This is a genomic window from Streptococcus parasanguinis CC87K (genome assembly GCF_000507765.1).
Taxonomy (GTDB): domain Bacteria; phylum Bacillota; class Bacilli; order Lactobacillales; family Streptococcaceae; genus Streptococcus; species Streptococcus parasanguinis_J.
On the sequence record NZ_KI669404.1, the window covers coordinates 68,042 to 86,572 of the forward strand.

Consider the following 18,531-nt stretch of genomic DNA (forward strand, 5'->3'; position numbering starts at 1 on the left):
TTTTTGTATGCACAAAAAAGGCCGGAAGATGAATCTTCCAGCCAGACGATGATTATAAAATATGATCGACTTTTTCCACCTGATAAAGGGCAATGGCCATGATAATGGTTAAGACCAGGAGCATAAGAATGGCAGGTGTCCAAGAGTGGAAGAGAGATTTGCTGTAGCCGAAGAGGATGGGACCAAAGGCTGCAAAGACGTAGCCTCCTGTTTGGGCAAGACCAGAAAGTTGAGCTGTTTTTTCAGGTGTGCTGGATTTCATGGAGAAAGCGACCATGAGGTAAGGGAAGAGCGAACTAACAGAACTGCCAATTAGGGCATTTAATACCAACCAGTAGAAGAAGTTGCTGGTCGGGATTAAGAGCATGGCTACCCCCAGAATCCCTGCTCCGACAACAATCGCAAGCATCAAGCGTCGATTGCGATCGGATAATCGTGTCGTTAAACTTGGGATCGTCAAGGAGAATGGGAGACTGATCAGGGTGAACACGGAGGCCAGTAGTCCAGATTCAACCTTTGAAAGGCCAGCTTGAACAGCCATGGTCGGAAGCCAGGTCATACTTGTGTAGAAAAGCAGTGACTGCAAGCCTCCGAAAATCATGATAGCCCAGACATATTTATTGGTATACCACTTGCTACTAGATTCTGTAGTGGCCGTCTTTTTTAGATGGTGGTTGTAGCGAAGGTTAGGAATCCAGATGACCAAAGCAAGAGCACACAAGGCTGTCAAGATGTTGACCAAACCTTGCCAAGAAGTGGCTTTGGTGATCGGAACGGCCAAAGAAGAGGCGATCGCTGTGGACATCCCCATAGAAGTGATGTACAAAGTGGTCAGAATGCCTAGTTGACGGGGTCTGTTCGCCTGAATGAGGCTTGGAAGTAGCACATTGAGAAAGGCGATGCCAGCTCCAATCAAGATGGTTCCCAGATAGAGGAAGGGGAGGTTGATAATCCGAATGGCAGATCCGATCGTAATCGCGATCAAAACTAGGAAAAAGAGGCGCTCAATCCCCAACTTTTTAGCAAATTGAATCGCAAAAGGTGAGAAAATGGCAAAGGTGAGAAGTGGCAAGCTAGTCAATAGTCCCAGAGAGCTCACATCCACCTCCAAACCAGCTGCGATGTCAGACAAGACCGTCGGAAGCGTAGTAAATGGTGTTCGTAAAACAATCCCAAGCATAATGATGCCCGGGATGAATAGCATAGAATGTGTTTTTTTCATAAATCCTCCTCAGACAAAAATTCTCTTCATTATAACATAGATGGAGCATAAATTGGAGTATTAGTGCAAATGAAGGGTAAGGAACGTAGTTCTCACTGTCATTCGAACTGCATCAACGTACCTAAGCTCGCTAACGTTCGCTAAAGGAATAAGGAACGTAGTTTTCGCTTCGCTCAAACTGCATCAACGTACCTAAGTTCGTCTACGCCCCTATTGGACTTGACTCACTAAGGTACGTAGAAAAAGCCACCGGTTTTGGTGGCTCTTATAGGGAGATTATTATGAAAAAGTTTAGGATTTTCTATCAAACAAAGTTAGGAGGTCTTTATTTGATGGTTTTATTATAAGGCGGTTTGCTTAAAGAAAACTTAAGAAAAGGCGCTGATTGAAAGAATCGGTCTAAAGTCTGAGACGTCTTTATTCACTGAAGAAATCAATGCCGGTTTTGTTGAGTTCGTTGACCCGTAACATGAATTTTGTCTTGATTTGAACAAGCGGGCTTCCGAAATTTTCAAGTGCAATCAAGCCTTCCAGGGCTTTTAGGACCTGCTTGGCACGGTAGATCCCTTCTTTGTCATTTAAGCCAAGGAAGGCATAGACCTGCATAAATTCTAACTGCATGGAAATACTGGTGTTTAAAATCGGTTTGCGCTTGCGAAGCTGGTTAATCGATTGAAGAAAATTCAGAGCTTCTAGGTAGAGTTCTTTTTTTATCAGGTAGTTGGCCAGATTTAACAGCAAAGAGGCCAATGCATTGGCAGAGTATGCAGAATAACTGCTTTCAAAAAGTTCCAAGGATTCCTTTCGAATCTTAGCGACGACTTCATAGGGCAAGACAGATAAAAGGGCAATGGTGAAGTCTTGCTCAATTTCATTTTGATAGGCAAAAGGTACTTCTTGAGCGATTCGTTGAATCGACACAGGTGCGTCTTCCAGATGGATTTCTTTTCCCATCGCGTTATTGACATTGATTTCAAGCGAGCGCAAATAGAGTTGCCAGAGCTCTTTATTCTCCTCTGCAACGGGTGATTTTTCGTGCTTCAAGCGCTCAATAATGGACAGAAAATCCATGTTTTCTTGATTGATGTGCTTCATCAAAATAGGGCTGAAATTTTGAATGGTTAAGCCAGGATAATGGGACAAAAAGGTATCCCAATCCACCCCCATAGACAGCAAGAGGCGCGAGAAGGTCTCAATGGTTACTCCTTTTTGAGAACGCTCAAATTGGCTGAGGAACTGAGGAGAGACAATATCTGCAGCGACTTCTTTTAGAGAAAGACCGCGTGCTTCACGAATCTTACGAAATGTTGGACCAAATGGCGAAGATGAGGACATAGGGGGGCTTCCTTTCAATTATCATACTATTAGTATACCTCAAAAAGGGATGGAATTAAACTCAGAGTTTAATTTTTGACAAAAAAACTAGAAATTCTTCAATTTTTAAGAAAAATGAAACTATAGTTTACATGCCCCTTTTTTAGGGAGGGATTTTTGATAAAATAAGGTCAATTCCAGAAGATAAGCTTATAACAAAAGGAGATTTACAATGACGACACAAGAAATTTTACAACTATTAGATGAAAAGCGCGTGCTAACAGCCCCTGCAGCAGTTGCTTGGGATGAAGTTCAACGGCAACAAAACCGATTAAATAAAGCAGCGAAGAGACTCAATGGGCCAATCACGGTCACACTGGCCCTCAATCTTCTTTTTGCCTTTACGATTTTTCTGTTGGAACAAAGTCACCTGATGCACGGTTTTCTACTGATGCTTGGATTGATGGGTGGGTTGATTGCGATCAAATATTTTGTATTTGTAGCCCCAGCCAAGCAAGCTCTTGCCAATGTCCAGGACCTTTATAACCAGGAAATCAGCCAACCAGCCTACCAACAAGGGATGCAAGGTTTCCCGCAAAAATTTTACAACTACCACGATCTCTTCCGACTATATAACTTAATCGCAGAAGGCCGTGCCTCTACTTTGCCAGAAGCCTATAATCTGCTTGAAATGCAACAATTCCATGAAACGCAAGTTAATCTGCAAGAGGAAGCCAATGCCCTACAAGCCGATATTGCACGTAGCTCAAGGGTCAGCGCCGTTGCTAATGTAGTCACTGCTTACAATACTTATCGTATCCACAAAGATATGTAATGTCAAAAAGATAAAAGATGAAAAAACCTCCCAAGAGTCATGATCGAAAATCAGAGCTCTCGTGGAGGTTATTTTGTTGTCCTGTAAAAAGTAGTTCCGCAAGGCATCCATGTACTTAAGTTCGCTAACGTATTAAGGATCGTAGTTCTCACTGTCGTTCGAACTGCGTCAACGTACCTAAGCTCACTACCGTTCGCTAAGGTACATAGAAAAAGCCACCGGTTTTGGTGGCTCTTATAGGGAGATTATTATGAAAAAGTTTAGGATTTTCTATCAAACAAAGTTAGGAGGTCTTTATTTGATGGTTTTATTATAAGGCTGATTTCTTAAAGAAAACTTAAGAAAAGACGCTGCTTATAAGAATCGGTCTTAGGTCTGATATTTTGTTTACAACAGAAACTATTTAGATTTTTTTCTAAATAGAGTTGACAAACCCATCTGAAAGTACTAGAATCTATTTAGAAAGATTTCTAAATAGAATAGAGGAGATAGAGAATGAATTTTGCGCAAACATTTAAAGCTTTATCGAATCCGATAAGAAGAAGTATCTTAGAACTGCTAAAGGCGGGGAAATTATCCGCGGGCGATATCGCTGGCCACTTTGATGTAGCAGGAGCGACCATTTCCCATCATTTAAGCATTCTCAGGCAGGCAGATTTAATTCGAGAGGAAAAAGAGAAAAATTTTATCTACTATGAACTCAATACTTCAGTCTTGGAGGATTTAATGGTCTGGCTCGTTGATTTGAAAGGAGACTCTACTGATGAAAACGAATAAAAAACTATTGCTATTAACTTCTATGGTGATCCTTTTCCCCATGCTTTGGGGGCTGATGATTTGGCCACAATTGCCTAACCAAATCCCGATTCACTTCAATTTTGCTGGCCAGGCCAATAACTTCCAATCGAAACCCCTGGTTGTGTTTGGTCTTCCTATTTTCGATCTCATGGTGCATCTGTTTATGATCTTTATGATCGGTCGCGATTCTAAGAATAGCGCTATGAATGAGAAAATGATCAGAGCGATTTACTGGTTGACCCCAATCGTTTCCTTAAGTACCTCCTATCTCATCTATAGCAAGGCGCTAGGATCTACTACCAATCCATCAGTTTTTGTTTCGGTTCTGCTAGGGCTCATCTTTGTAATCATGGGCAATTACATGCCTAAGCTAAAAGTGAATCACACGGTTGGAATCCGTCTGCCTTGGACCTTGCAGAGTGAAGATAACTGGCACAAAACCCATCGCTTGGCAGGGAAGTTGTGGGTCCTCGGAGGTTTGATTCTTCTACTTGAAGCAGGCCTTCAATTCGCGCTTTCTTATGTATTGGTGCTGGTCATCCTCGCCATTGTGTTTATCCCTGTGATGTACTCTTATCAATTAAGTCGGAAAAATCGTTAGTATGAAAAACAACCAGAGAAGAACTAGTTGGGAACTGTTTCTTTTCCGGTTGTTTTTGCTTGTTTTCATAAGAATACGCTCTTATGCCGATAGCAATTCAGGTCAACAGTTTGGTAGATGTTTCCTCTTGCTGGAATGTCTAGAATATGCATTAATTTGCCTTCCAATTACGAAAATAGACTTTTTGCCCAATTAGTTGAGATTTTGTTCTCCACTAATACTTTTTCCTGCCATATTCCAGAATATTGTATTCCCTCGTTTTTAGCAGAATTTCTATGATTACCACATAGATTTTCAGGCCTTAATGCAGGGATTTCTTTCCAAACACTCCGGCTTTTTCCTCTCAAGGTTAATACCCTCTTCTCATCAAAATCAAATGTTCCATAACCTTTATAATTAGATGAAAATGCTAATTTATCACTGGGCATATACAACATATTTGATTTAGCATTGATCAGATGATTGTTAGAGTGAGGATGAAAAGAATAACTTTTTTTCAATATATCTTGATTATTTGTTAGATCACCAATTTGCAAATAACCATAAATAATATTTAAATCAGGTGAACCTTTTTTAAAATGTAGTGTTCCATTCTGAATATCTCCTTCGGTTTGTCTAAACCAACCAAAAAATAGGAAAAGATCCCCAACCGCAACATTTTGGTTTCGTAGTAAACCTTGCGAACTATTAATCTGTCCAAATGCAGGTTTCCAGTCAGAGACAGGCACATTTCTCAGACCTTCTCTTATATCAGGGTCAAGATGGCAGTTATAATGATTAGTCTTATCTTCAGTTCCTCTCAATTGTCTTAAAATATTTGAGAAACTAACCCCGTTATAGTTTAAGTCATCAAAAGATAAGTTATCAAACTTCCCAGGTATTGGTAATGATAATAAGGTTCCGTCAGGTAAGATTGGGCTTGGAATTCCTCCATTAGATGAATCAAACCCTTTTCTAGATAAAATAATTTTCATAGTTTATTTCCTTTTATGTAGAATGGATGGTATGGTAAATCAATAATTTTGTTTTGTGATCCTAGTAAATTCTCAGCAAAATTTGCTAACTCTAGAGTATCCATAAATCGATCATTTGAATTATAAAAACCATTTTTTGCATTCCATCGCGGAAATGGTTTGCCATTTAGTCTAGCTCGGCTTCCCATAGGAAAAAAGGAAAGGATTTCCTTAGGTATTTCAAGAGGAGATTTTCCAAAATAGCTAAAACGGTCTGCGAGAATAACCACCTCATTCATAAAATGAGTATTATGCAATCCATCATGCTCAATCATCCATTGATAAGTATACGAATCCCGCCGATTTTCTGACTTTGGAGATCTTAAATATTCTCCCATAGTCATAATTTCACTAATTTTAGCCACAAAAATTAAATGATTGTATTTGGGGGTAATAAAGGTGCCTTGGTCATCTTTCCACTGTTGACCATCTTTCGAATGGCCAGCTATCGCCATTATGTATGCATCCACTTCATTATTATTAATTTTATCGGCCCAGTTCTTCTTAATGTTTCTTCTTAACTGCTGCATACAACCACCTTCACTTAGAAGCTGAGGTGTTTTATCATAATTTTCAGTAAAAACACAAGGATTTATACCATAATCATGGGTCATCCTATAACAATAAACAATAGTTTGTTTTTTCATAATAATCTATTTTCTCCTAAATAAAATCTATAATTTACCTAGTGCAAGTATTGTCAATGTAGGGAATTTTTCAAAGACAAAAGATAAAAAACTCTAGAATTACATTTTTTATATAGATAGATTTTTTACGGGTAAATCATTTAGTTGTTCAATTTCTTTAAAATTATATTTGGCTAGGGTTTCGTTTAACATGATAGGAAACAGTTTGCAAAGCGCGTTTACACCTGCCAAACAACCTTGGCCACTATAGTCTTCACTGTTCAAAAAATCTCGGATCAGTGACACAAGCCCATACCTTTTTCTATCTGGATAAATACGGTGAGCGAGTTCCAGAGAATCGATATACGTATTTTCTAATGGCAGGTAATGAAAATTTTTTAGTTTTTCTTGAAGAAACTTCATTTCAAAAGTTATATTGTGAGCAATAAGTACACTATCTTGAACAAAATCTAAAAAGTCTTGTAGTACTTCTGGTAATGATTTTGAATTCATTATATCTTCATCTGTAATATTGGTAATTTTTTTTATAAAATCACTGAGAGGTTGAGAAGGAGTAATATACTCATTGAAACTATCAATTTTCTCTCCCTTTTCAATTTTTACGGCGCTAATTTGAATAAGTTCATCTTTAGTGGCATTTAATCCGGTTGTTTCTATATCGAATACAATATATGATAAAGATTCAAAAGATTGATGTTGTCCTTGATAAACAATTTGCATTTCTTCCATGATCCAAACTCCTTAAGTAAAGGTAAAATATTAATTAAATTTTTTCTAAAAGCATTAGTGAGAAACTCACTATGTGTTAATTATATCAGATCAGATAGACAATATTTGTCCTTTTTAATTGTCAAGATTGTAAAAAACAAATTTTGTAAGGTTTGTTAGTATGTTATAATTTTTAATATGTGGGGTAATCAATATGAATGATCAAGGAAGAATTCTTAATATATTTTTACGTTTGTTTTTTGGAGAGAAATTACAAAAGAAATCTCTAGCAGATGAATTTGAAGTTAATGAACGAACAATACAAAGAGATTTATCATTTTTGAGATATTTTGTGTCTGTTCATTCAAGTATTTTAGGTAATCTTGTTTACAATAGAGATATAAAAAAATATTCAATAGATCGACCATCAACTATAGAAAAGCAAGAAGTACTGTTTATATCTAAAATATTGTTGGAAAACAGAGCATTAAATAAAAATGAATTTAATAGAGTGATAAATAGTTTATTAAACACACTCTCAATAGATGATAAAAAATTAATCGAATCAGTTATAGCTAGCGAATAATTAAATTACGAGCCGATCTCTGACAAGCAAGATCGTATACTTAAAACATGGGAGCTCTCAGAAAAGATTATTTATGAACAAGTAATTGAATTAGAATATAAAAGTCCCTATACGGATGTTGTAAAAAAGCACATCGTTTTCCCAGTCTCAATGTATTATGATTTTCACTATTTCTATTTAGTTGCATATCACCTTAAGCATGAGACATATACAACGTTTAAAATTGATCGTATCAAAAGATGGAAATTAAGCGATAGTAAGAAACCAAACATACCCCATCGCAATAAGTTTCGTGATGGAGATGTGAGAAACATAAAAGTTGATGCATTTTCAGGATCTCTCATAAAAATCAGGCTCAAGTTTAATAATGATCCATCTATTGTTCTCGATCAATTTCCCAATACAAGAATTTTAAGCCAAGAAGAAAATCAGACAGTTATGGAGATTGAAACCCAATATACTCCAGGTCTGAAAAGGTGGTTACTAAGTCAGGGAGATAGTTTGGTGATCACTAAACCTCAAAAATTAGTAGATGATTTAAAGCAAACAATCAACAATATGTTAGATCAGTATAGATAGTGAACTAATCATTAATATATATTAGATTTTTAAAAGAGTCATCCGGTTTTCTTTTTAGAAAAGTTTATTTTATGTATGATTTATAAAAAACAACCAGAGAAGAACTAGTTGGGAACTGTTTCTTTTCCGGTTGTTTTTGCATATTCATCGTTTCAAATTCCAAATTTTTAGGGAAAGATTTATTTTCGAAAAGTAAAAATTTTGTTGTTATTTATGATATACTTATACTGAAATTATATCCTTTGGATGTCCCAGTTTCCTAAGAATCTCTTTAAGTCCATCACTTTTGATTGTGGGAAGGAATTCTCAAATTGGAAATCAATTTCTAACAAATAGGACGTTGATATTTTCTTTGTGGATCCTGGGCACCCTAGTCAACGCGGACTAAATGACCATTCTAACGGTTTGTTGAGATGCCATGTACTTCCAAGCAGATGGATTTTAGTAGATTTTATCAAACATTCTTATCAGCTCTAGCTGATAAGAGAAATCGAATCTCAATGAAGTCATTGAACCTCAAAACTCTGTATCAAGTTTATCTGAGCCAGGTGAAAATGTCTAGCTTAATTTGACACATGAAGAAAAATAAAGGAATAGTAATGGAATTAATTTATAGAACAAAAATTCATAGACCCAATAAATACGAACGCTTTCACAATGAATATTATCAAAAAGGAGATATCGTTGAAAAATATACTATTTCTAGCACACGAGTACCAGGACGTCTAGAAAAAGATGAAACTAGAAGAAATGATTGTAAATATTTGAGCGCATCTTGGCATATCCAAGATCCTAATATGCCACAATGGCTGAAACAATATATAGTCAAAACATCAGAAACTCATATTGAAGACCTGATAAATGAATTACAGACAAATGGATATCGTGTGCATACATGTGATGATAAGCCTTTACTTATCTTTAAAGACAAGATTGTTAAAGTTTTTATTGATCAGGTATGGATAGATATTATACCTTTGATAAAATTATATTATAATAGGAAAAAAGTCTCAGACAAATTACTCGAGCAGTTTGAAAAAGATTGGCTTGATCTTAATGTCTCTTATCAACAACTGTTAGATAAGCAAGAGGAAGTGAACTTACTCAAAAAAAACGAGGAATACGATAAATTTTATCAAAAATTTTATGAATCCTACAGCTCAGAAAACGCAGCTGGTGAATTAAATAGATTTTTGTTAGATCTGATTTCTACTACAAAGGGTACTGAGAAGGAATATTTTGTACAATTACTGGAGAAGGTTCAAAATCAAGATTTCACGCCTGAACTTTATGCAAATACCTTAGCAACTATATTTACTCGAGAAAGACCCAAGATTCACTAAAATAGTGTATCTCTATTTTAGGTATATATACTATCGTCGCTCCTAAATGATTTTTGATTTTACATAATCTCCATAAGAAAGATCACGATTATTGTGGCCTTCCTTTTTTGACGTTATATGTCAGCGTATTCGTAGAATAATATCTTTGAGGTGATATTTATGAATCAAAAAGTTACAAAAGTCAGACCAAGTTATCCTGTTGGCGAGGCACCTAATCTATGTATTCCACAACTTTATAATAAGTATCATAGATTCTTATTGGGTAGATTAGGAAAGAGACCTCTGGTTGCCATTTGTATGAATCCGTCAGCTGCTAATGAAGAGTACAGTGATAGAACAATTAACCGAATTATTGGTGCTAGCCAGAAATTAGGATATGATGGCTGGATAGTGGCAAATGTTTATCCAGAAAGAGCGACTAATGCCTCTGATTTAGATGAGTTTAATTTGGAACTTGCAGCAGAAAATGTTAGGTTGATAATTAATTTTTTGTTTGAGAATGGTATTAATGAGGTTTGGGGCGCATGGGGGAATCTAGGTCATACATCTCTACAACAAGGCAAAGAGTTACTTCTTTCATCTTTTAAGGAGAATGATATTCGAGTATATTCTTTTGCACCATTAACAAAGTGGGGACAGCCCATCCACCCATTAAATAGAAGTGTAAAGCAAAATTTTTCATTATCCAATAAGATATATATTGAATTTTAGGGAAAATTATGGATTTAATTACTAAACTCCATATCAAGTTTTTTTGAGTCAGGTAAAATTGTCTAGATTAATTTGACAAATTGGTTTTCAAAAAAAGTAGTGATTCGGTTGGTTTTTAGTGCAATAGTTCGCATTTGGTAAAAAGAAAAAGTCGTTGAGAATCAATTTCAACGACTTTTTAAACTCTATTATTTAACTTCTGTAAAGGTTGTTAATGGTATTTTAGCACTCTTTAAACGCCGTCATATCAACGTTTTTAGATTGTTCTTTAGAAAATGTAGTCATAAATGTAGTCATTTTGCTATGCTGTCAATTTTGCAATTTCTTTGAGATAGATTTCAACTGCTTCTGCCTTCTTTTTCGGTGCCAATTCAGCATAGGTATCCATTGTCGTTTTAATCGACTTATGGCCCATTCTTATCTGGAGCTCTTTCCAGTTTGCACCAGCATTCAGCATTAAAGAAGCATGTGTATGGCGGAAAAGGTGAAAACCATAGTTTGGTAGTCTTAACTCGGTCAAACGCTTTTTAAGCGTTGCACGTTCATTTCTGTCACACATATAGTTCCCGTAAATTGTAGGGAAAATTAAGTCTACAGTTGGTAAATCGTGACTCACAAAATAATCACTCATCTCAGCATGAAAAGCTTTCAAGTCATCTAAGACTTGTCTTGGGACTGCAACTCTTCTGTTACCAGCATCCGTTTTTGCACTGTTCTTACAAACAATCTCGCCCTTAATCCCAAGTTTCTTATTTCCAGCTTTCCACATTAGCGTTTTATTGACGATAATTTCATTAGCATCAAAATCTAAATCATTGATCGTCAAAGCTAGAAGCTCGTTGATTCGAAGTGCAGAAGCTAAAAGTGTGTCGCAGATAACTTTGAATCTTCGATTAGCTCGTGTATCAGGAAGAGTATCAAGATAGTTCAGCCAAGTAGTCAAGTCCTCTCCATGTAATACCATGATTCTCTCCTTTACCACCTTTGGTTTTGGAGGGATTTTTACTGTCCGAGCTGGATTATGAGAAAGTTCGAAATTTGTAATCCCATAATCGAAAATATCACTAAGCTTATAGATAACTGCACCGAAATCTTTGGCGTGTCCCTTTTTGGATTTTTTAACACCCGATTCAACAGACTTTTTAGATTGTTGAGCTAATTTATTAACCCAAATTTGAATATCTGCAGATTTTATTTCTTCAGGCTTATATTCTCCAAACTTAGGGATTAGATAGGTATCAAGATAGCTTCGAACTCGATTGATCGTATTCTGAGAAGTCACCCAAGTTACAAAACTGACAAACCAGGCTTCTGCTAACTCCTCGAAGTTATTAATCAACAAGGTCTCTTTTAGAGTTGATCCCTTTGCTTCAAAATCAATTCGAGCTTGAATGATTTTCCTATCAAGACTTTTTAGAGTTTTAGCAGTTATAGATGATGTAACTTTTTTACCAGTCTTAACATCTACACCAATATACACACCACGTTGCGTATAGCTAATAGTTCCATTATTCTTGATAGTTTTAATGACTTTTCGATTGTTGTGAATGATAGTTTCTTTCTGCATAGTAGCCTTTCACGTTCGGATATATAAAAGGCTAAAATAACAACCTCACACTATTCTATGTGATATTGTTATTTTAACACATTTTAAATATTATGGAGTCAAATAATCTATTACATCCTGCATCTTATAATAGACTGTTCGAGTTCCTTCAATGGGTGGTTCAAGACGCTTAAGTCCCGTTTTTTCCCAAGATTTTAGAGTGTTAGGAGATATCTGTAAAATCGTTAAGAGTTCTTTCTGAGTTACAATCTTTAAATTTTGATATCTTTCCAATTGTTTCTGAGAAATGGATACCAAGCATATCAGAAGCTGTTCAATATGATCGAGTTTTGTACTTTCAATATTTGTCATTTGTATTTTCCTTTCTTGATTTATCGTGTCTCCTTGAATCTAAATATTTAGCAAAGAAGTAAGTTTTATCCATAATTAAACCTAGCAACTGTTTATTTTCTTTTCTAGCGTATATTACTAGTGCATTAAATTCTGTAAAATTATATTCTTCAATGACATCGATTACCATTGAAAGAAATTCGTCATTGTTATTACTAATAAGAAATTTATCTAGTTCAAAACCGCAACCGGATTCAATATCATTGATATCATATAAAGTTTTTTCAGGATTTTGAGCATGAGTGAAATAATCGTACATCCCTTTCGGAGACATGACTGGTTCCACATGGGCAGGGGTATTAAGATTCTTGGTCAGTAAATCAGAAACTTGAGTGTAACTTTTAAGCGAATCAAAATATAGTGCACCATGTCGGTGAGCTTTTTTGAATTCTCCAGTTTCTTTATTTACATCTTTATCATGCCAAGGGCTAAGAACAAAAGGAACATGCATCTCTTCTAGAATCTCAAGATAGTTTTCAGGGGCACTTTCTTGATATAACAAGAAAGTCCATTTATTTGACCGTATGTTTTTTGCCAAGTTAACAACCTCCTTTTTTATTCTCATTAATTAGGAGAATTTTTGACCATTTTTGGTAATGATTTAAAAAATAATTTGATTAATGATTGTCTATCTATTGGGGGCTGTCGTAGTGGGCCCCATTAGATATCTTGATTAAAAATAACAAAAGGCAGTGCTCTTGGCTATCATTATATGAGCCAAGCACTGCCTTTTGTTATACTTTTGTTGCCTTAAACCAGTATTTATCCCCTTCCCTAGTAGGAGATGAGAAAATATAACGTGGGTTATAATTAGAAATCTCTTCCTTAATTTGTCCGGTCATTTCTCGTAGAATTTTTTGTGCTTGTTGAGTCTTTGGATATTGCATAACGACACTTACAGTTGTATTCCTAACGTCAATCGTACATTTAGAGATCGAACTGTTAAAATTTTGTATGACAGGATCTAACTGAGTTTTTGTTATGTTATTGTCCCTATCATTGACTGTTTCAGTTTTTTCGTACTGTTTTAAAAAATGTCGAAATCTATTTGTTTGAAAAATTGATTTAAAATAATTAAAGACAGAATCACTTCTAAATCTTTGAAATAACTCGATAGTAATAAGAAAAACAATTACAGTTATTAAAATAATCGATGTTACTTTACTCATGTATTCGATAATTCCCAATTTTTCTTGAATAAGAGAGAATGTATTTTTAAGTTGCGGAATATTTAATTTTTCAAATAATTGTCTAAGTTGTTTTAATGCTAGATTTAAAATTATGCTCATAAATATGAAATAGATTAACCCAGTGTTAATATTGTATGTTTTTTGAAAAAAACTCTTCCTCATTGTTATAAAACACCTTCCTTTGTAAAATAAGTGGGACAGAGTAATGGAAGCACCTGATATGGATGATCGCTATCAATAATTTGTATTAGTCCAGTACCTTTGCCAATAGGAATAACAATTCCTTCGGGATCTAAATCTGGAAATAGGAACTGCGTTGTTTTCTTGTTGATATTGCCTATCTGAATTAAAACATTTAATTGCTCTCGAACAGAAACCGGTATAGAAGTATGGTCAAAACGTTGTCCTACCATACAAAGATGTACATTTGACGATCTCGAGAGCAAAGCGATTTCTGAAATTAGTGAAAAAAATGAATCCCTTATAGTTTTATTGACTCCTTCAGATAATGCAAGCATTTCATCTATTACAACTGTAAAATGCCTAAATTTATGGTCTGGATTATCATAGAGGATTTCTTGTCTTTGGTGGATAAGATTTAAGCAAGAACTAAGATGTTCATTGATTTCTGAAACAAAATCTGATTTAGAACGATTTCGTTGAGGATGGAGAACAGGAAATCCATTTTCGCGGGCCCAACGACTGGGAGTATCAAACTTTGGATCTACAATAATCAAGTCAGAAAAATTTTTGAGCAAAGTCAAAAAATAGGTCAGAGCATAAGATTTACCAGATCCGCTGTTCCCAGCGATAGCCATAGAAGTTACTTTATTGTAGTCAATAGAAAGATTTTTCATGATTGGGATTAGATTTCCTTTTTGATTTTCTGAAAATTCTTCTAAATCGGGTATTACAATGCGTTCAGAAATACCAAGTTTCCATGGAAAGAAGAGCCCGCGCTGAACATGAATATCGTCGGTGTCAAGAGCAATGAAAAATGCTGAATTTTGCTTGAGTAGGGTATATCTTGGGTATAAAGATGCGTTAGCAATTAGAAAGATTTTCTGATAGAGCTCGTCATCAATTATATAACTGGCGGGAAGGCGTGGTATAAAAATAAAGCCTTCCGCAGTGATTTTAATATCGAAACTGTTTGTATAACTAGTTTCTCCCTGTATCGAGGATCCTAGTCCCATGTTTAGACTTTGCAACAAATATTGTTCAAGTGCTTTTTTATCCATTATTTAACCTCTTTAACATCATTTGCGCGGAAATAAACGTTATAACCAACTTCACATGCTTCAAGATTATCGAAATCAACCATCGCCAAATAAGAAGGCAGAGGCACTTCTGATTCAAATTTCACCTGAAAAGGTGGTAGTCCCTTCTGTGAAAACCACGCTTTATAAGCAATGACCTCTCCAGTTGGTTGATTGTTCTCAAATTTGACTTGTGATTCTAATTCATCACTAAGACAGTAAATAGCTTGCTTAGTATTGATGTAGTGTTTTGCGGTGTTAATTGAATATCCCGCTGTACGATTATGTGTTTTCATAATATTTTCCTTTCTTTGTTAGTGTAGAGTTGATCTGATATGCTCGGTTTAAGTCGGAGCTAGACTTTCTGACGCTATATAATTTCACCTCCTATCTTTAAGGAGAAAAAAAGCAGGGAATTGGTAATCCCTGCTAAAAAAGATTGAAAAAAATGTCTAAAATGGACCTTTTCTTCAATCTGATTTTATTAGTTTTAATTAATTTTCTTTTCTTTTAGTTATTAACCCAAAACCAAAAGTGCCGATTAATAATGCACCAATCATACTGAACACACTATCAAATTGTCCAGTTGAAGGCAATTGTCGTTCTGAGTTTTGATTTGTTTTTTCAAAATTATTTTCGGAATTGTATGGAACAATTTGTGGTGAAACAACAGCACCATATTTATACCGATTTTTTGATTGTACAAAGCCGATTACTTTTCCAGTTTGAGAAACGACTGGAATGTTTTGGATACCTTGCTTAGCTAATTCGTCACGTTTACGTTCCAATTCAGCTTGTTTCTTAGCTTCTTCTTGCTTATCGAATTGTGCTTTAATCACTTCGTAAGCTTTTTTAGCCTCATCACGTTTAACAATTAATTCATTCAATTTAATTTGTTCAGCTTCAAGGTTCTTTTGTGCTTCTACAAGTGCATTTTGCGCTTTTGCAAGTGCTTTTTCTGCTTCTGCCAATTTAGCAGGAGCATTTTCTAAAGTTTGAACTTTAGTTTGAGCTACTACAAGTGCTTTTTCTGCCTGTTTCAATTCTGCTTTAGCAGTTTCAAGGCTTTCTTTAGCAGTTACAAGTTCCGCTTCAATTTGTGTCAATTTAGCTTGTTCAGCGTTTAGAATTGCTTGTTTGGCATTTAAGACTTCTTGTTTTGTTGACAATACAGCTTTTGCTTGTGCCAATTTAGCTTGTTTTGCTTGAATATCAGCATTAAGTTCAGCTACAGCTTTTTGAGCCTTTTCATTGTCAGCAGTAGATTTTACCAAGTTTTCTTGTGCTTTGTCAAGAGTTGATTGTGCTTCTGGTGTTTGTACTTTTACAACTTCTTTTTCAGCCAAGACTTTTTTAGCTACTGAAAGTGCGGTATCTGCTTGTTTTTTGCTGTTTTGGGCATTAACAAGATCAGTTTGGGCATTGTTGTAAGTTGTTGTAGCATTTTCCAATGCAGTTTTAGCGTTGTTATAACGTGCTTCAATAACTTCTTTTGTATCAGGATTGACGATAGCTGTTGTGTCGAATGATGAACCCTCACGGATAAGACGTTCTGCAACAGTAATCAAATGAACTCCTGTCACATTTTTTCGTGAAGATAGTGCAATCCCCATAAATTGTTTATCTTCTGTTGAAGTTACGCCTGAAACCGAACCTGCGTGTTCCCACTCTTGACCGTTGTAAAGGAAACTTACAAAGGCTTCAAACACTAACTGTTTAGCACGGTTCATAGTCATTGTAGAACGACTACCGTATTCTGTATACATATTTTCATAGAATTGCCCTTTAAACAGTCCGTTCTTACCTGCAAGATCTTCAATACCTGCCTCGTCATGACCTTCTGAAACAACTTTATCCCAATCCCAATTATCAGCTACATAGCGGTCAGCTACTTCATCAGCAAACTTCATAGCTCCTTTTGAGATAACTACTTTATTGGTTCCAAAGGCTTCACGAATTTGGTTCAAGAGATCATTTGCAAAGAAAGTCAATTCCGCTTTTTGTTCATCTGTCAATGAACCAAGCGTCAGTGTAATTCCATTATCATTAGAATTTGAATTAAACTTATTCAAGGAAGCCATTTCGCTGTTCATAGCTTTAAGTTGTTGTTCAGCTTCTGAACGTTTCTTATTGCCTTCTTCGCTCAGATCTTCATAGTTTTTATAGGCTTTTAGAGCTTCAATGTACTTAGCAGGTACTACAATAGTGTTTGTTGCTTTAAAGTCTGCTTCCGCTTTAGAAAACTCAACTTTCTTGTCTGCCAAAGTATTTTTTGCTTGTTCAGCAACTTTTGAAGCGTCCGCCAAAGTTTCGTCTGCTTTATTAGCTGTAGTTTCTTTAACTGCAAGATCTTTTTTAGCTTCTGTAATAGCTTTAGAACGTGCTTCGTCAGCTTTTTTAGCTTCATCAAGTTTTGTTTGAGCTTTAGCAACTACTTCTTTGTCTGCATTTACTTTAGCTTGTGTTTGTTCTGCTTTAGAAATGACTTCTTTAGCACCTGTTCCGTCAAGAATTGATTGTGCTTTGTTCACGTCTGCTTTAGCAGTTTCAACTTCTTTTTGAGCGCTGTTTACTTCTTTTTGAGCTGTGGCAACTTTATCGTTCTGGTTTGTAACTTTTGTTGTTGCTTCGTTTACATTAGCTTGTTTTTCTGCTACTTTAGTCTCATTTGCTTTGATTTCAGCTTTAACAGCTTCAACTTTTTCTTTTGCAGACTGAATATTTTCTGGAGTTGCTTCATTAGCATTGGCAGTCGCTATATCCAGATTAGCTTTGGCTTCTTTCTCAGCATTTGATGTTTTTTCGACATTTCTAGTAGCTTCATTTACAACCGTTTGTTGGGCATCTACATCCCTTTGTGCTTGATTAGCATATGTTTCGGTAGTTGTGACCTCTGCTTGTGTTACTTCACTTGTTTTTGAAGCAACGGTTGTTGCTTTTGTTTCTGAGGGTGTAACAACTTCATCAGCATTAGCTGTAACAGCAGTAAAACCTGTTAACGCCATTCCAGTTGCAATAGCAATTGTGACATTTCTCTTTTTCATTTGTTTTCCTATCTACTAAAAGTAATTTGTGTAAGAAACCTAAAATTAATTGGTTCTAAACAATTCGTAACAGTGATATTATATCACTAACTGTAACTATTGTAAATGTTTATTAAAACAAAGATACAATTGTTTATATAAAAATGGGTCCATAATTTATACAATATATAAAAGGAGTTTTTTATGATAATTGGTAAATTGGTTAGAGAATATAGATTAAAAAAGAATTTGACCCAACAAGAATTGGCGGAATTAAGCGATTTAAGTTTACCTTTTATCAATTTAGTAGAAAATAACAGAAGAAATCTATCAGTAGATACACTGCTTAGGATTTTACAAGCGATGGAAATTGAACCAAGTGATTTTTTTAAACCTCTTTCTTATTCTTCAAATCAAGACCTCCAACTTCTTATTGAGAAACTTCAAGTGAAAGAAGATAGTAGTGAATACATAAAAGTATTCTTGAACATTTTAAGGTTGAGTGAAGATAGATAAGCATTTTAGTTTAATCGGAATTTCTGTCATAAATTAAAAAGAGGCAAGTGCCTCTTTTTAATTTATGATATATAGAAGTTGCGACTGATATTGTTTAATGAATTAATCATTATAATCTACACCGTCGATGATTCCTTGAATGAATCGAATGAATTTAATTACATATTTTCCAATGAAACCATAAGCGATGCCACCTATCCACAGGGCAAATGAACAAAATACACATAAC

Annotated in this window: 20 protein-coding genes and 2 pseudogenes; 10 read left to right on the top strand and 12 right to left on the bottom strand. The window is 35.3% G+C overall.

The window, feature by feature from the left end; genetic code table 11:
- Window positions 1-52: 52 nt before the first annotated feature.
- Together HMPREF1195_RS09600 and HMPREF1195_RS09605 are read right to left on the bottom strand one after the other, a co-directional pair.
- Window positions 53-1,222, bottom strand: a complete 1,170-nt coding sequence (locus tag HMPREF1195_RS09600) for a CynX/NimT family MFS transporter (RefSeq protein WP_023920109.1) — start codon at window positions 1,220-1,222, stop codon at window positions 53-55.
- Window positions 1,223-1,639: 417 nt separating this feature from the next.
- On the bottom strand, window positions 1,640-2,557 hold the full coding sequence (locus tag HMPREF1195_RS09605; protein WP_023920111.1) for a helix-turn-helix domain-containing protein: 918 nt from the start codon (window positions 2,555-2,557) through the stop codon (window positions 1,640-1,642).
- Window positions 2,558-2,768: 211 nt separating this feature from the next.
- Here HMPREF1195_RS09605 and HMPREF1195_RS09610 point away from each other — a divergent pair, with 211 nt between their 5' ends.
- The 3 genes from HMPREF1195_RS09610 (at window position 2,769) to HMPREF1195_RS09620 (ending at window position 4,770) form a co-directional block, all read left to right on the top strand.
- Window positions 2,769-3,371 carry a hypothetical protein gene (locus tag HMPREF1195_RS09610; RefSeq protein ID WP_023920113.1) on the top strand — a complete coding sequence of 201 codons (603 nt, stop codon included), beginning with the start codon at window positions 2,769-2,771 and terminating at the stop codon, window positions 3,369-3,371.
- Window positions 3,372-3,866: 495 nt separating this feature from the next.
- Window positions 3,867-4,148: an autorepressor SdpR family transcription factor gene (locus HMPREF1195_RS09615; RefSeq protein WP_023920115.1), complete on the top strand. Its 282-nt coding sequence runs from the start codon at window positions 3,867-3,869 to the stop codon at window positions 4,146-4,148.
- Window positions 4,135-4,770, top strand: coding sequence for an SdpI family protein (locus HMPREF1195_RS09620; RefSeq protein WP_023920116.1), 636 nt, complete (start codon window positions 4,135-4,137; stop codon window positions 4,768-4,770). Before HMPREF1195_RS09615 ends, HMPREF1195_RS09620 begins: the two co-directional genes overlap by 14 nt.
- Before the next feature lie 167 nt (window positions 4,771-4,937).
- On the opposite strand, the gene HMPREF1195_RS09625 is transcribed toward HMPREF1195_RS09620, so the two are convergent.
- From HMPREF1195_RS09625 to HMPREF1195_RS10535, 3 genes are all read right to left on the bottom strand, one after another.
- A complete protein-coding gene (locus HMPREF1195_RS09625) occupies window positions 4,938-5,744 on the bottom strand; it encodes an Nmad3 family putative nucleotide modification protein (protein WP_023920117.1) in 807 nt (268 codons plus the stop codon).
- Window positions 5,741-6,430: a hypothetical protein gene (locus HMPREF1195_RS09630; protein ID WP_023920118.1), complete on the bottom strand. Its 690-nt coding sequence runs from the start codon at window positions 6,428-6,430 to the stop codon at window positions 5,741-5,743. Before HMPREF1195_RS09630 ends, HMPREF1195_RS09625 begins: the two co-directional genes overlap by 4 nt.
- A 108-nt stretch (window positions 6,431-6,538) precedes the next feature.
- On the bottom strand, window positions 6,539-7,159 hold the full coding sequence (locus HMPREF1195_RS10535; protein WP_023920119.1) for a 3'-5' exonuclease: 621 nt from the start codon (window positions 7,157-7,159) through the stop codon (window positions 6,539-6,541).
- Window positions 7,160-7,352: 193 nt separating this feature from the next.
- Here HMPREF1195_RS10535 and HMPREF1195_RS11400 point away from each other — a divergent pair, with 193 nt between their 5' ends.
- The 6 genes and pseudogenes from HMPREF1195_RS11400 to HMPREF1195_RS09650 all read left to right on the top strand — a co-directional run bounded on the left by HMPREF1195_RS11400 (window position 7,353) and on the right by HMPREF1195_RS09650 (window position 10,357).
- Window positions 7,353-7,724 (top strand): hypothetical protein, encoded by a 372-nt coding sequence (locus HMPREF1195_RS11400; RefSeq protein WP_329601249.1) that lies wholly within the window; start codon window positions 7,353-7,355, stop codon window positions 7,722-7,724.
- A gap of 66 nt (window positions 7,725-7,790) precedes the next feature.
- Window positions 7,791-7,958 (top strand): annotated as a pseudogene (locus HMPREF1195_RS11460) (WYL domain-containing protein); the annotation flags it as partial.
- Between the two features lie 69 nt (window positions 7,959-8,027).
- Window positions 8,028-8,303, top strand: a complete 276-nt coding sequence (locus HMPREF1195_RS11465; RefSeq protein ID WP_461531929.1) for a WCX domain-containing protein — start codon at window positions 8,028-8,030, stop codon at window positions 8,301-8,303.
- A gap of 243 nt (window positions 8,304-8,546) precedes the next feature.
- A pseudogene (locus HMPREF1195_RS11325) lies at window positions 8,547-8,875 on the top strand (IS30 family transposase); the annotation flags it as partial.
- A gap of 27 nt (window positions 8,876-8,902) precedes the next feature.
- On the top strand, window positions 8,903-9,646 hold the full coding sequence (locus HMPREF1195_RS09645; protein WP_023920121.1) for a hypothetical protein: 744 nt from the start codon (window positions 8,903-8,905) through the stop codon (window positions 9,644-9,646).
- 159 nt (window positions 9,647-9,805) lie between these two features.
- Window positions 9,806-10,357 (top strand): DUF1643 domain-containing protein, encoded by a 552-nt coding sequence (locus tag HMPREF1195_RS09650; protein WP_023920122.1) that lies wholly within the window; start codon window positions 9,806-9,808, stop codon window positions 10,355-10,357.
- Between the two features lie 301 nt (window positions 10,358-10,658).
- On the opposite strand, the gene HMPREF1195_RS09655 is transcribed toward HMPREF1195_RS09650, so the two are convergent.
- From HMPREF1195_RS09655 to HMPREF1195_RS09685, 7 genes are all read right to left on the bottom strand, one after another.
- A complete protein-coding gene (locus HMPREF1195_RS09655; RefSeq protein WP_023920124.1) occupies window positions 10,659-11,924 on the bottom strand; it encodes a tyrosine-type recombinase/integrase in 1,266 nt (421 codons plus the stop codon).
- 90 nt (window positions 11,925-12,014) lie between these two features.
- A complete protein-coding gene (locus HMPREF1195_RS09660) occupies window positions 12,015-12,275 on the bottom strand; it encodes a MerR family transcriptional regulator (protein WP_023920125.1) in 261 nt (86 codons plus the stop codon).
- Window positions 12,262-12,852 carry a replication protein gene (locus HMPREF1195_RS09665; RefSeq protein WP_023920127.1) on the bottom strand — a complete coding sequence of 197 codons (591 nt, stop codon included), beginning with the start codon at window positions 12,850-12,852 and terminating at the stop codon, window positions 12,262-12,264. Before HMPREF1195_RS09665 ends, HMPREF1195_RS09660 begins: the two co-directional genes overlap by 14 nt.
- A 196-nt stretch (window positions 12,853-13,048) precedes the next feature.
- A complete protein-coding gene (locus HMPREF1195_RS09670; RefSeq protein WP_023920129.1) occupies window positions 13,049-13,666 on the bottom strand; it encodes a hypothetical protein in 618 nt (205 codons plus the stop codon).
- A 2-nt stretch (window positions 13,667-13,668) separates the two neighbouring features.
- Window positions 13,669-14,745: an ATP-binding protein gene (locus tag HMPREF1195_RS09675; RefSeq protein ID WP_023920131.1), complete on the bottom strand. Its 1,077-nt coding sequence runs from the start codon at window positions 14,743-14,745 to the stop codon at window positions 13,669-13,671.
- The gene (locus HMPREF1195_RS09680) at window positions 14,745-15,059 is read right to left on the bottom strand and encodes a hypothetical protein (protein WP_023920133.1); all 315 of its coding nucleotides are present in this window, start codon (window positions 15,057-15,059) and stop codon (window positions 14,745-14,747) included. The genes HMPREF1195_RS09675 and HMPREF1195_RS09680 overlap by 1 nt, the downstream gene beginning before the upstream one ends.
- A gap of 198 nt (window positions 15,060-15,257) precedes the next feature.
- Entirely contained in the window at window positions 15,258-17,807 is a 2,550-nt protein-coding gene (locus tag HMPREF1195_RS09685) for an SEC10/PgrA surface exclusion domain-containing protein (protein WP_023920135.1), read from the bottom strand.
- A 183-nt stretch (window positions 17,808-17,990) separates the two neighbouring features.
- Here HMPREF1195_RS09685 and HMPREF1195_RS09690 point away from each other — a divergent pair, with 183 nt between their 5' ends.
- A complete protein-coding gene (locus HMPREF1195_RS09690) occupies window positions 17,991-18,302 on the top strand; it encodes a helix-turn-helix domain-containing protein (protein WP_023920137.1) in 312 nt (103 codons plus the stop codon).
- Window positions 18,303-18,531 lie beyond the last annotated feature (229 nt).

Excerpts from the sequence above, each read along its gene's own strand:
- HMPREF1195_RS09600 (WP_023920109.1), bottom strand. The coding sequence starts at position 1,222 with ATGAAAAAAACACATTCTATGCTATTCATCCCGGGCATCATTATGCTT.
- HMPREF1195_RS09605 (WP_023920111.1), bottom strand. The coding sequence starts at position 2,557 with ATGTCCTCATCTTCGCCATTTGGTCCAACATTTCGTAAGATTCGTGAA.
- HMPREF1195_RS09610 (WP_023920113.1), top strand. The coding sequence starts at position 2,769 with ATGACGACACAAGAAATTTTACAACTATTAGATGAAAAGCGCGTGCTA.
- HMPREF1195_RS09615 (WP_023920115.1), top strand. The coding sequence starts at position 3,867 with ATGAATTTTGCGCAAACATTTAAAGCTTTATCGAATCCGATAAGAAGA.
- HMPREF1195_RS09620 (WP_023920116.1), top strand. The coding sequence starts at position 4,135 with ATGAAAACGAATAAAAAACTATTGCTATTAACTTCTATGGTGATCCTT.
- HMPREF1195_RS09625 (WP_023920117.1), bottom strand. The coding sequence starts at position 5,744 with ATGAAAATTATTTTATCTAGAAAAGGGTTTGATTCATCTAATGGAGGA.
- HMPREF1195_RS09630 (WP_023920118.1), bottom strand. The coding sequence starts at position 6,430 with ATGAAAAAACAAACTATTGTTTATTGTTATAGGATGACCCATGATTAT.
- HMPREF1195_RS10535 (WP_023920119.1), bottom strand. The coding sequence starts at position 7,159 with ATGGAAGAAATGCAAATTGTTTATCAAGGACAACATCAATCTTTTGAA.
- HMPREF1195_RS11400 (WP_329601249.1), top strand. The coding sequence starts at position 7,353 with ATGAATGATCAAGGAAGAATTCTTAATATATTTTTACGTTTGTTTTTT.
- HMPREF1195_RS09645 (WP_023920121.1), top strand. The coding sequence starts at position 8,903 with ATGGAATTAATTTATAGAACAAAAATTCATAGACCCAATAAATACGAA.
- HMPREF1195_RS09650 (WP_023920122.1), top strand. The coding sequence starts at position 9,806 with ATGAATCAAAAAGTTACAAAAGTCAGACCAAGTTATCCTGTTGGCGAG.
- HMPREF1195_RS09655 (WP_023920124.1), bottom strand. The coding sequence starts at position 11,924 with ATGCAGAAAGAAACTATCATTCACAACAATCGAAAAGTCATTAAAACT.
- HMPREF1195_RS09660 (WP_023920125.1), bottom strand. The coding sequence starts at position 12,275 with ATGACAAATATTGAAAGTACAAAACTCGATCATATTGAACAGCTTCTG.
- HMPREF1195_RS09670 (WP_023920129.1), bottom strand. The coding sequence starts at position 13,666 with ATGAGGAAGAGTTTTTTTCAAAAAACATACAATATTAACACTGGGTTA.
- HMPREF1195_RS09675 (WP_023920131.1), bottom strand. The coding sequence starts at position 14,745 with ATGGATAAAAAAGCACTTGAACAATATTTGTTGCAAAGTCTAAACATG.
- HMPREF1195_RS09680 (WP_023920133.1), bottom strand. The coding sequence starts at position 15,059 with ATGAAAACACATAATCGTACAGCGGGATATTCAATTAACACCGCAAAA.
- HMPREF1195_RS09685 (WP_023920135.1), bottom strand. The coding sequence starts at position 17,807 with ATGAAAAAGAGAAATGTCACAATTGCTATTGCAACTGGAATGGCGTTA.
- HMPREF1195_RS09690 (WP_023920137.1), top strand. The coding sequence starts at position 17,991 with ATGATAATTGGTAAATTGGTTAGAGAATATAGATTAAAAAAGAATTTG.